At 77.3% G+C, this 8,571-nt stretch carries 6 protein-coding genes and 1 pseudogene; all 7 read right to left on the bottom strand.

Features of this window, described 5'->3' with window-relative positions; translation table 11 throughout:
- Positions 1–67 precede the first annotated feature (67 nt).
- The 7 genes and pseudogenes from ACSNOD_RS24675 to ACSNOD_RS24645 all read right to left on the bottom strand — a co-directional run bounded on the left by ACSNOD_RS24675 (position 68) and on the right by ACSNOD_RS24645 (position 8,533).
- On the bottom strand, positions 68–2,059 hold the full coding sequence (locus tag ACSNOD_RS24675) for a CocE/NonD family hydrolase (RefSeq protein WP_436769236.1): 1,992 nt from the start codon (positions 2,057–2,059) through the stop codon (positions 68–70).
- Positions 2,056–2,796: a hypothetical protein gene (locus ACSNOD_RS24670; protein ID WP_436769235.1), complete on the bottom strand. Its 741-nt coding sequence runs from the start codon at positions 2,794–2,796 to the stop codon at positions 2,056–2,058. The genes ACSNOD_RS24675 and ACSNOD_RS24670 overlap by 4 nt, the downstream gene beginning before the upstream one ends.
- Before the next feature lie 1,027 nt (positions 2,797–3,823).
- Positions 3,824–3,943 (bottom strand): streptamidine family RiPP, encoded by a 120-nt coding sequence (gene amiA, locus ACSNOD_RS24665; protein ID WP_436769237.1) that lies wholly within the window; start codon positions 3,941–3,943, stop codon positions 3,824–3,826.
- 57 nt (positions 3,944–4,000) lie between these two features.
- Positions 4,001–4,799 (bottom strand): annotated as a pseudogene (locus ACSNOD_RS24660) (ABC transporter ATP-binding protein); the annotation flags it as partial.
- Positions 4,800–5,029: 230 nt separating this feature from the next.
- Complete coding sequence (locus ACSNOD_RS24655) at positions 5,030–6,247, bottom strand: FecCD family ABC transporter permease (protein WP_436769234.1); 1,218 nt, start codon at positions 6,245–6,247, stop codon at positions 5,030–5,032.
- Positions 6,225–7,427, bottom strand: a complete 1,203-nt coding sequence (locus ACSNOD_RS24650) for an iron chelate uptake ABC transporter family permease subunit (protein ID WP_436769233.1) — start codon at positions 7,425–7,427, stop codon at positions 6,225–6,227. Before ACSNOD_RS24650 ends, ACSNOD_RS24655 begins: the two co-directional genes overlap by 23 nt.
- 122 nt (positions 7,428–7,549) lie before the next feature.
- A complete protein-coding gene (locus tag ACSNOD_RS24645; protein WP_436769232.1) occupies positions 7,550–8,533 on the bottom strand; it encodes an ABC transporter substrate-binding protein in 984 nt (327 codons plus the stop codon).
- Positions 8,534–8,571 lie beyond the last annotated feature (38 nt).

Raw genomic sequence — 8,571 nt, 5'->3', positions numbered from 1 at the left:
GGCGTCGGCAACGTCGGCGGTCATGGCGGTGTAGCGGGCGGGGGTGCCCGCCGGGTGGTCGGCGCGGTCACCGGCGTATCTCCTGGTCGGGTCGGACGGTCGGGAGGCCCTCGGCGGCCCCTTCGGCGCGCGGCGAGGCGCAGTACGGACGCGTGCCGTAAGGACGCGTGCCGTAAGGACGCGTGCCGTAAGGACGCGTGCCGTACGGGCGGAAGGGGGCCTGCGGGCGGGAGCGGGCGGACGAGGGCACGGAGGTGGGTTCGGGGGCGGGCCGGCGCGCGGTGGCCGGCGGTGGAGCGGCGCGGTCGACGGCGGCGGGGTCGAGGACGGGCAGACGGAGGCGACTGAGCGCCAGCCGTACGGTGCGCCGCGAGGGCCGCGTCACGGTCGCGTGCACGGGGTCCTCGCCCGTGTGGGGGTTGCGGGCGTGGGCCGGGAAGTGATGGCCCGCGATCTCGACGCGCAGCCGGGTGCCCGCGGCGAGCCGGCGGGCCAGCGGCCCGAGCGGGACGGTGATGTCCGCGCTCGCACCGGGCCGGGCCGTGCGGCGCGCGATGCCGACGGCCAGGGGCGCCGCGCGGCCGTCGGGCGCGAGGGCCACGACGCGCACCGCCCAGTCGGCGCTGGGGGCGTCGGCAGTGGCCCGCAGCCGCGCCTCGGCGGTCCCGGCGAGGTCGAGGGGCGCGGCGAGCGGGCGGGTGACGAGCAGGGCGCGGTCGGGCTCGCCGCCGGCCGGCACGTGGAGGCTGTCGGAGCGCACGGGCCGCTCCGGGTCGGCCAGGAAGCCGGCCGCGCCGCGCAGCGGGCGGACGCCGAGCGGGCCGTCCAGCAGGGGAACCTCCCAGGGCTCCCGGGAGCCCCAGTGCTCGGCCGCCAGCCAGTGCCCGGTGCCCCCGAGGGCGAAGGCGCCGCCGCGCCCCCGCAGTTCGCCCGCGAGGGCGGCTCGGGCGAAGCCGGCGTAGGCGGGGCCGAGGGCGAGATGGTGCGCACGGTCGGCGTCGTGGCCGGGGTCGGCGGTCAGGCCGTGCCCCCAGGGCCCGAGGAGGAGCCGGGTGGGCCCGCCCCAGTACTGCCAGAGGTCCAGGGTCTCCTCGACGAAGGGGTCGTGCGTGCCGCCGACGGCGAGCAGGGGGACGGCGCCGGCGGGGTGGCCGTGGGCCGGCCGGGGCACCGTACGGGGGGCCGGCCGGGCCGGGCCTGGGTCGAACGCGCCGGTTCCGGCCGCCTGGCCGGCCGGTGCCGGAGCCGGGGCGTCGGTCGTCGGGGCGGGCGCGGTGCGGGCCCCGGCCGTCACGAGCGACGTGCCGACGGTGGCCCCGGAGGACGCGCCGGGGGCCGTACGGGCGGCCGCCGATCGGGAGTTCACGCGGCGGGCGCGCCAGAGCCGGTCCCAGCCGGGCAGCGGACGGCCCAGCGCGAGCCGTTCGGGCAGGTCGGCCACGGGCAGGTGCGCGAGGGCGTCGGGGTCGGCGCGCAGGACCCGGTCGAGCGCCTCGGGGTCGCTGTCGGGGCGGTCACCGTGGGCGGCCCACCACCCGGCGCGGGCGTACAACTGCTCGACCCCGGTGCGGGTTCTGGCGGTCTCGGCGAGGCCCAGCGCCGGCACGGCGGCGATCACGGCGTCGGGCCCCCGCGACGCCCCTTCGCCGGACGCGCTCCGGCCGCCACGGCCGGGGTCGGCCGTGGCCGGCACGAGGGCGCAGTGGGCGGCGTAGGACGCGCCACAGGCCACGATCCGCCCGTCGCACCAGGGCTGTTCCCGCAGCCAGCACAGGGTCAGCGCCCCGTCCTCGGCCTCGTGGGCGTACGGGGACCACTCCCCCGTGGACCCGTGGCGGCCCCGGACGTCCTGGGCGACGGCGGCGAAGCCGTGGCGGGCCCACGCCCTCAGTTCGGCGTGGTGGGCGCGGCGGTCGTAGGGGGTGCGGATCAGTACGGTGGGAAAGGGGCCGGGACCGGGCGGCAGGCAGTGGTCGGCGACCAGTACGGCGCCCGGAGCCACACGCAGTTCGGTCCGGACGAGCCGCCCGTGTCGGGAGGTGGTGGAACGTTCCGTCATGGGGTCGGGGACGGCAGCGGCGCGACGGCCGGGACGGGGAGCACGGGGTGCTCCGTGATGGTCATGTCCCGCAGGTCGACGCGGCGCAGGCGGCGGTCGCCGGGCACCGCGCCGGGTCCGCGGTGGCCGCCGTCCAGCGCGCGGAGCAGGTCGCCGGCGAGCAGTCCAGCGATCACGGCGTACGCGGCCGAGCGGGCGGCGGTGTCGTCGCCCGACGGTGCCGGCAGGCCCGGGGCCGGCGGCGGCGCGTCTCCGCTCGCGTCGCGATCGGCGCCGCCGGCCGTGTCGCCGGTCGTGCCACCGGTCGCGGCCGGGCCGGTGTCGGTGGCCGCCATGGCCCAGTACGCGGCGAGTTCGCGGTGCGCGGGGGTGGCCGCGAGGCGGCGGGCGCGGAGGTGCGCGGCGAGCACGCCGCCCGGCCCGGCGGCGACCGGCTCGATCCAGACCTGTTCGCCCTCGCGGTGACAGCGGGCCCAGGCGATGCCGAGCGCGGGCAGCCGGTCGGCCGCGTCCCAGAGGCCGGGCGGCACGGGCCGGTCCAGGCACCACACGACGGCCATGGGCGTCGGCGCGGCCGTCTCGTCGTCCCGGGCGAGTTCGGCGATCGCCCGGGGCTCGGCGGTGCGGGGTTGGGCGCCCGCGGCGGCGAGAAGGCTCATGAGGGGCGCGGTCAGCGGCGGGTCGCCGAGCACGAGGATCTCGCCCAGGGCGCCGTTTCGGCCGACGCCCCCGGCCATGGCACCCGGGCCTCGAAGGGCCCCCTTCTCCAAGGACAGTTCGCGCGCAGGACTGCGCGACAGCTCGGGCTGGGGACGGCCCACGGGTGCCGCAGAACTACGCGAGGGCACCGCGGAACGGCCACCCCCGGGCTCGACAGAACGGTGCACGGCAGAACTGTCGGCCCATGCCGCAGGATTGCCATCCGGCACCACAGAACTACGCGAGGGCACCGCGAAACCGCCACCCCCGGGCTCGACAGAACGGTGCACGGGCACGGCGGAACCGCCGGTCCGCGCCGCAGGACTGTCAGCTGGCACCACAGAACTACGCGAGGGCACCGCGACACCGTCACCCTCGGGCTCGACAGTACGGTGGCCGGGCACGGCAGAACCGCCGGTCCGCGCCCCAGGGCCGCCATCCGGCACCACAGAACTGCCCGAGGGCACTGCGATACCGTCGCCCCCGGCCTCGGCTGAACTATGCGCGGGCGCCGCAGAACTGTCGCTCCGCGCCGCAGGACTGCCATCCGGCACCACAGAACTGCCAGCCGGCGCCGCGGAACCGCTCGGCGGCGTCACGGAACCGTGCCCGGGCGCGGCGGAGCGGCGGGCGGCGTCAGAGGTGTCCACGGTCTCGACGAGGTAGCCCGCCTGCCGGAACGCGGCGAGGAGCCGGGCGGTGTCGGCGTCGAGCGGCTCGTCCGCCTGCCCCGCCCGCAGATGGGCGCGGAGCCGGTCGACGGCCTCAGGAGCGGCGTTGACGCGCAGGAACGCGCCGTCCGGGGTGCGGACGGCGGGCGGTTGCCCGGGGGCGACGACGATGGCGACGCCGGGGGCGAGTCGAGGTCGTATCAACGCTTTCTCCTGTCGGTGAGTGACCGGCCACCGGCCGGGAGGCGCGGCGCGCCGTGCGCCGCCGCACACGAGGCGCGCGCCTCCCGGCCGGCCGGTGCGGACCGGAGGGGCGGGCCCGGCACGACCCCGCGAACTCTCTTGGCCTGAGCTCGCCTCGGTGCCGGTGCGGACCCGCCCGCGGTCCGGTGGATTACTCCTGGTCGTCGTCGAAGGGGTTCTCGACGAGCGCGTTGGAGTGGGTGGCCGACGCGTGGGCGAGCTGGCCCGGGTCCGCGATCGGGCTGAACACCGAGTGCTGCTCCTGCTCCATGAATGCCTCCAATGGCGTTGTGTCGGACGCCCGTTCGAGCGCCTCAGGAGAACAGTAATGAAAATGATTGTCATTACGCAAGCTCGACGGGGTGATCCGGGTAACACACCGGCCAGCCGCCCTTGGCGTCGCGGCCCACCCGCCCGGCGACCCCGAACACCCCGCGCAGCAGCCCCGGGGTCACCACCTCGGCGGGAGGGCCGTCGGCGGCGACCCGGCCGCCGCGCAGGGCGACCAGGCGCTCGGCGTAGCGGGCCGCCAGTCCGAGGTCGTGCAGCACCATGAGGACCGTCAGACCGCGCTCCGCCCGCAGCCGGACGACCAGCTCCAACACGTCGAGCTGGTGGCGCAGATCGAGATAGGTGGTCGGTTCGTCGAGCAGCAGTACGGGCGTGTCCTGGGCGAGTGCCATGGCCAGCCGCACCCGCTGCCGTTCGCCCCCGGACAGCGCCTCGACCGGCCGGTCGGCCCACTGCTCGACCCCGACGTCACGCAGGGCCCGCAGGGCGACGCCGTCATCCCCGTCGCGCAGCATGCCCAGCGGGCCCCTGGCCGCGTAGCGGCCCTGGCGCACCAGTTGCCGTACGGTCAGGCCGGGCACGACCGGCGCCGACTGGTGCATCAGCGCCACCGTGCGGGCGGCGGCCCGGCGCGGCAGGCGGGTGATGTCCTCGCCCATGACCCGTACGGTGCCGCTCGCGGGCCGCAGCAGTCCTGCCATCAGCCGCAAGAGGGTGCTCTTGCCACAGCCGTTGAGGCCGGCCAGGGCCACCAGCTCGCCCGGATCGACCCGCAGGGTGACCGCGTCGAGCACGGGCCGCCCCGGATGCGCGAAGGACACCTGGGCCGCCTCCACCGCGGAGGGGCGGCGGGCGGACGGAGTGTCGAGCGGTGGACCGGCCGCCGCCACCCCGGGAGCGGCGGCGGCCGAAGGCCGGTCGGAGGCGGCGGGGGGAACCGCGAATGGCTGGGACACGGGATGCTCCTCGGCTCGTACGGGTATCGATCGGGGCCGAAAGGCCCGGGAGGCGGCGGGAACGCGCCCGGGAAGTCGACGGGCGGCGGCGGGAAGGGGCGAGGCGCGCTTCAGGGTTCGACCGTGTGGCGGCGGGCGATGAGCAGCAGAACGGCCGCCCCGACGAAGGTCGTCACCGCGCCCACGGGCACGACGAGGCGATCGGCGCCCCACTCCCCCACGGCCCGGGAGGCGAACTGCGCCGCGGCGTCCGCTCCGCACACCGCCACGGCCCCGGTCAGCGCCGCGCCGGGCAGGGCGGTCCGCAGATCGGCGCCGAAGAGCGCCAGGGCGACGTGCGGCACGAGCAGCCCGACGAAGCCGAGCGCCCCGACCGCCGCGACGGCGCCCGCGGTGAGCGCCACCGCGCACAGCAGCGCGCCGGCACGGGCGCGCGCCGGCACGAGACCTGCGGCCTCGGCGACGTCCTCGCCGCAGCGCAGCAGCATCAGCGGGCCGGTGGCGAGCCAGGCGGCGGCGCCCCAGAACAGCGTCCAGGGCCAGAGGAGTCGCCAGTGTTCCCAGGTGCGGGCCTCGGTGGTGCCGATCATCCACTGCACCACGCTGCCGATCTCACCGGGCGCGATCAGCAGGGCGACGGCGGTGGAGCCGCCGAGGACGGCGGAGACGAGCACGCCGTGGACGGCGACGTCCGCCGGGTCGCCGCGGTCCCGGCCGGCGAGCAGCCACAGCAGTCCCGCGCCGGTGAAGCCGCCGACGACCGCCGCCACGACCACGGCGCCCGGCGACGCCCAGCCGGCCAGACCGGCCCCGCTGGCCACCACCGCGCCCAGTACGGCGCCCGGGGTCACCCCGGTGACCTCCGGGCCGGCGAGCGGGTTGCGCAGCGCGGACTGGAGGACGAGCCCGGCGACCGCCAGCGCGGCTCCCGCGCCGAGCGCCACCAGGGCGCGCGGGAGACGCAGTTGCTGAACGAGGTGGGCAGCGAGCGGGTCGTGCGGCCGGCCGCCGATGAGCACCTGCCCCACATCGGCCGGCGACACGGCCCGGCCCGCGAGCAGATCGGCGGCGGCGACCAGGACGAGTGCGGCCAGCAGGGCGGCGAACCGCCGGGCCGGGCGCCGCCGGAAGGGCCCCCCGCGGCTGCCGGTGACCCCGGCCCCGGCCGGCGACCCGGAGAAGGCCGCGGCGCCGGCGGCGCTGCCGCCCGCTGCGGGCCGGGAGCGGGTGTCCGCGGCGCGAACTCCCCTGCGCGTCCTCCTCGTCGGTGGTTCGGCGCTCGTCCCGCTCGGTGCGACAGGACTGTCAGGGGCGGCCGGTTCGGCCATGGCGCGACGCCTCCTCGCTCGTTCGGGCCGGTGCGGCCACGGTGTAGGGGCCGACCGCCACGGACCGGCCGGACGGCTCGTACGCGCCCGACGGCTCGTACGGGTTCTGCGGTGCGTACGGGCCCTGTGGTTCGTACGGACCCTGCGGCTCGTACGGGGCTCCCGGCCGGTTCCGGGCGTGCGGTTCGCGCGGGCGCCGGCCCGCCTTCAGCAGGGCCACGCCCACCGGCACGCCGACCAGCGCGGTCCAGGCCCCGACGGGCGTCTCGGTGGGGGCCAGGGCGAGGCGGGCGGCGAGATCCGCCCAGACGGTCACCACGGCCCCCCAGACCACCGCCCAGGGCAGCAGGCGTACGACGTCCGCGCCGGGCCGCAGCCGGCGCGCGAGGTGCGGGGCGAGAAAGCCCACCCACGCGACCGGGCCGCACACCGCCACGACGGGCGCGATCAGCAGAACGGCCACGGCCAGGGCGGCCAGCCGGGCGCGCCGCACCCGTACTCCCAACGCGCCCGCCGTCTCGTCGCCGAGCCGCAGTACGGCGAGAACCGGTAGACAGAGCACGAGCAGCGGTGCCGCTGCCAGCAGCCACGGCCAGACACCGCCCCAGGCGTCCCAGCCCCGGCCGGCGAAACTGCCCAGCAGATAGCGGTAGATGAGCTGGAGGTCCAGCTGATCGGCCAGCACCATCAGCACCAGCAGCGCCGCCTGGAGGGCGGCGGCCACCGCGGCGCCCGTCAGCAGTACGGCCGACGGGCCGCGGCCGAACCCGGCCGCGGCGAGCGTGAGGACACCGCCGAGCCCCGCCCCGGCCACCGCCAGCAGCGGGTGGGCCCACAGCGGCAGGGAGAGGGAGAGGACGAGAGGCGCGGCAACCCCCAGGGCGGCGCCGGAGGAGACACCGAGCATCTCGGGCACGGCGAGCGGGTTGCGCAGCGCCTCCTGGAGGACGAGACCGGCGGCCCCCAGACAGGCACCGGCGACCAGGGCCAGCAGCAGTCGGGGCAGCCGGATCTCGCGTATCAGTACGGTCGCCAGGTCGTCACTCCCGCCGCTGCCGCCCGCCAGCGCCCCGGGCACGCGGTGCGGCGGGACGACGGGCGTGCCGAGGGTGAGGGCGAGCAGGGCGGCGACGGCCAGCAGCACGGCGGCCACCAGGGGCAGACCGGCCCACGCCCGCACTCCGTACGGACCGTACGGGCGGTCCGGCCCCTTCGCCCCCCTGGGACCCTTCGATCCCCCGGGCCTGCCCGACGACGTCGGGCTGTTCGAACCGTTCGGGCCCCCCGGCCCCTCCGGGCCGTTCATCGCAGCGCGGCCGTGGCCTCGTCCAGCACGATGCCGAGCGAACGGGTGCCCCGGCCCTTGGCCCACACCTCGGGGTCGACCTCGACGACCTTGCCGTTGCGGACCGCCGGTATGCGGGCCCACAGCGGGTTCTTGGCCATCTTCTCGGACAGCTTCTGCCCCGGGGCGCCGAAGGAGATGGTCTCCACGAACAGCACGTCGACGTCCTTGGCGAGGATCTCCTCGAGGCTGTAGGTGCCCTCCACGCCCCGGCTCTTCCAGGGGTAGTCGGCGAACTCGGGGAAGAGCCCGGCGGCGACGTCGTTGCCGGGGGTGGCCACGCCGAAGTTCTCGTCGCTGCCGAAGACGATGAGCGCGGTCCGGTCGCTCCGGGCGGCGCGGGCCGCGGCCAGCTTCTGCCGGAAGCGGGTCTCGGCGGCGACGGCCCGGTCACCGCGCCCGGTCAGCGCGGCCAGATCGCGCAGATAGCGCACGCTGTCCTGCCAGGTGCCGGGCTGCACCGGCCAGAACGTGGTGGCGCCGGCCAGCGCGGGCGCGAGCTTGCCGTGCGTGTCCTTGAGCCCGATGACGAGGTCCGGCTTGTGGGACAGGATCGCCTCGACCTCGGGGCTGAGGAAGCCGCCCGGCACGACGGGGACGCGGCCCGCCCTGTCCTTGCCGAGGAACTTGGGGTGGGCCAGCAGGGCGGAGTTGGTGGCGACCGGCTCCATGCCGAGCTCGGCCAGCATGTCGTCACAGAGGGCGACGAGACAGACCACGCGCCGCGGCTTCTGCCGGGGGGCGACCTTCACGCCGTGGACGTCGGTGACGGTGTCGGCGGCGGCCACCGGGGCGACCGGCGGCAGGCTCGCCGCGGCGTCCCCGCCCGCGGCTCGCTCGCCCCCGGAGCCGGTCGGACCCGGTCCGCAACCGGTCATCAGGGCGCCGGCGGCGGCCAGGGCGGCCGTCCAGCGCAGGGCGTTGGTCCAGGGGCGACGCATGCGGGAGCTCCTCGGGGTGGGGGCTGTCTCTTATACAC

The organism is Streptomyces sp. URMC 123 (assembly GCF_051386515.1).
In the GTDB taxonomy this organism is placed as follows: Bacteria; Actinomycetota; Actinomycetes; order Streptomycetales; family Streptomycetaceae; genus Streptomyces.
This window is presented reverse-complemented; position numbering and strand designations above follow the sequence as displayed.